This is a genomic window from Paraburkholderia sp. CNPSo 3076 (assembly GCF_026343935.1).
GTDB classification, from domain to species: Bacteria; Pseudomonadota; Gammaproteobacteria; order Burkholderiales; family Burkholderiaceae; genus Paraburkholderia; species Paraburkholderia nodosa.
The window spans coordinates 1-2450 of record NZ_JAPMAL010000106.1; the positions used below are offsets into that span (position 1 = coordinate 1).

Here is a 2450-nt window from a genome sequence, read left to right on the forward strand (position 1 = left end):
GGTGCAGTTGTCGCGAGTCCACGTTTTAGATTCATCGAGGGGAAGCTTGTGAGAGACCCGGTATCACTACGGTTCAGCGCCCTTCGTCTCAGCGATGAGGCGAGTCAACAATGTGACGCTTGCGAAGGGCTCGTGCAGTTGGCGAGACCGGCGTTAATGCGACGCTTAATGCTGTGCTCGAGCCGTATGCGGGGAAAGCTCGCACGTACGGTTCTTCGGGGGCCGCGTTTCCGAGAGGGAATGCGGCTACCCACTACAAGAATCCCCGGCCGATTAAATGGAAATACGACGATCCATCGCGGCGAATTCGACCAGTGCCATTTCAATGACGCAGTCGACTAGTCGTCGCAGCGCCGGTGGGTTACTGCAAGACCGAAGACCAGCGCCTGGAGAAGGATCCGGATTTGCGCGTGCAGGACGCCATTCGCTCGGTGTTCCGCCAGTTCGGCGCGATTGGATCGGTACGTCAGACGTTGTTATGGTTCCTGGAGCACGGCCTGCAGTTGCCGGCATGCACGCCGCACGGCGAAATCCAATGGAAACGGCCGAGCTACGGCACGGTGTACCGGATTCTGACCAACCCGATCTACGGTGGCGCGTATGCCTATGGCAAGACCGAATGCACGATCAATTACGAAGGCAGGGAACAGCGCAAACGTGATCGCCGCAAACCTCGGAATGAGTGGCTTGCGCTCATTCCCAATGCCCACGACGGGTACGTTCAGTGGGACGAATTCGAGCGGATCCAGTGCGCGATCAATGGCAACCTGCGTCTGGCCGGACACGCTGGCGCCCCAAAGAACGGCGAGGCTCTTCTGGCGGGACTGTTGCGCTGTCGGCGCTGCGCGAGCAAGCTGACGTTACACTATACGGGTAACAGGCACGACGCCTTGCGCTATAGCTGTCATCGCGGCTGGCTGGACAAGGGACAACCGCGTTGCATTGCGTTCGGTGGCACGCGCGCGGACGCGGCCATCGCCGAGGCGGTCTTGCAGGTCGTTCAACCGGCGGCAATTGAGGCAGCGATGGTGGCGCGTGAAGAAGAGACCCTGAAGCAGGATGAGGTGCTGGCCGCGCTGCAGCGGGATCTGCAAGCGGCACGCTATACCGCCCAACGTGCGCAGAAACAATACGACGCTGCTGATCCCGAAAACCGGCTTGTCGCCGACGAACTGGAGCGGCGCTGGAATGATGCGCTGCTGCGCGTGGAGGAAGTGGAATCGCGTATCGAGCAACAGACGCGCACATGCGGTCAGACGCCGCCCGCCCAGCCCGATGAATTTGCCGATCTTGCTGCAGCGTTGGAATCGATCTGGCCGCAGGCCGACGCCCGACTGAAGAAGCGTATTGTGCGCACCCTGATCCACGAAGTCGTGGTCGACGTTGACAACGCAACGAGCGAAATTGTGCTCGTCATTCACTGGAAAGGCGGAGTACATACCGAGATTCGCGTGCCGCGTCGGCGCCGCGGTGAGAACACCACGCATACGTCACGCGAAGCGATTGATGCCGTACGGCAGCTCGTCCGTATCTGTCCGGATCTGGTGATTGCTGGTGTGCTCAATCGCAATGACCTGCGAACCGGCCGCGGTAACTTCTGGACCCAGGAGCGAGTCACGGCGTTGCGCAGCTACCATCAGATCCCTGTCTATTCGAGCGAGCGACGCTCCGCTGAAGGTTGGATGACGTTGACCGAGGCTGCGGCGTTCGTTGGCGTGAGCCCCGGAACGCTCAGACTCGCGGTCGAGCGCAAGGAGATCGTAGCAGAGCATCCGTTGCCCAATGGTCCGTGGATCTTCAATCGCAATTTACTGAGCGGGGATGCCGTCTCGGAACTCGTGGCCAGGGCACGTGCACGGCGCGGATACCCCACAAAACCAATGGCACAACAGGGCTCTCTAGATTTATCAAGCACATAGCGAGGTTGGGCAGTATGAAACACACTTGTAAAAGCCCAGCCAGTCAATTACCTCATCCATTGCTGCTCGCCGGGTGGCGAAGTGTCGTCCGTGGATGCGTGCTACCTTCAGCGAACCCCGTAGACTTTCCGTCGGCGAATTATCCCAACAATTTCCACGTCGGCTCATCGACGAACGCATGCCGTAGGCCTTCAACGTGTCCTGAAACAGACCGCTGCAATATTGGCTGCCCTTGTCGCTATGCACGATTACGCCGGCGTCAGGGCGACGCCGGAACCACGCCATTCGCAATGCGTCCGTGACCAGTTCAGCTTTCATGTGCGGCTGCATCGACCAGCCCACCACATGCCTGCTGAACAGGTCGACGATAACCGCGAGGTAGACCCAGCGAGCTCGAATGCCATGCTGCGCCATCAGTTTGCGAACCCGTTCTTTACCCACGCGCACGCCTTGTGTGAGCAACTCCTTCCACATGCGGGGCCAGCCGCATTCGCCTTTAACCTGCGTGTGAATCGCCTTGACTTGCGCGAG

General features: G+C 59.8%; 1 protein-coding gene and 1 pseudogene. One reads left to right on the forward strand and one right to left on the reverse strand.

The genetic code is table 11. The annotated features are described in order from the left end of the window. The first annotated feature begins 356 nt into the window (after positions 1-356). Positions 357-1919 carry a recombinase family protein gene (locus tag M3A49_RS42170; RefSeq protein ID WP_266233971.1) on the forward strand — a complete coding sequence of 521 codons (1563 nt, stop codon included), beginning with the start codon at positions 357-359 and terminating at the stop codon, positions 1917-1919. 27 nt (positions 1920-1946) lie between these two features. Here the strand turns inward: M3A49_RS42170 and M3A49_RS42175 are convergent. After that, positions 1947-2450: pseudogene (locus M3A49_RS42175) on the reverse strand (IS3 family transposase); the annotation flags it as partial.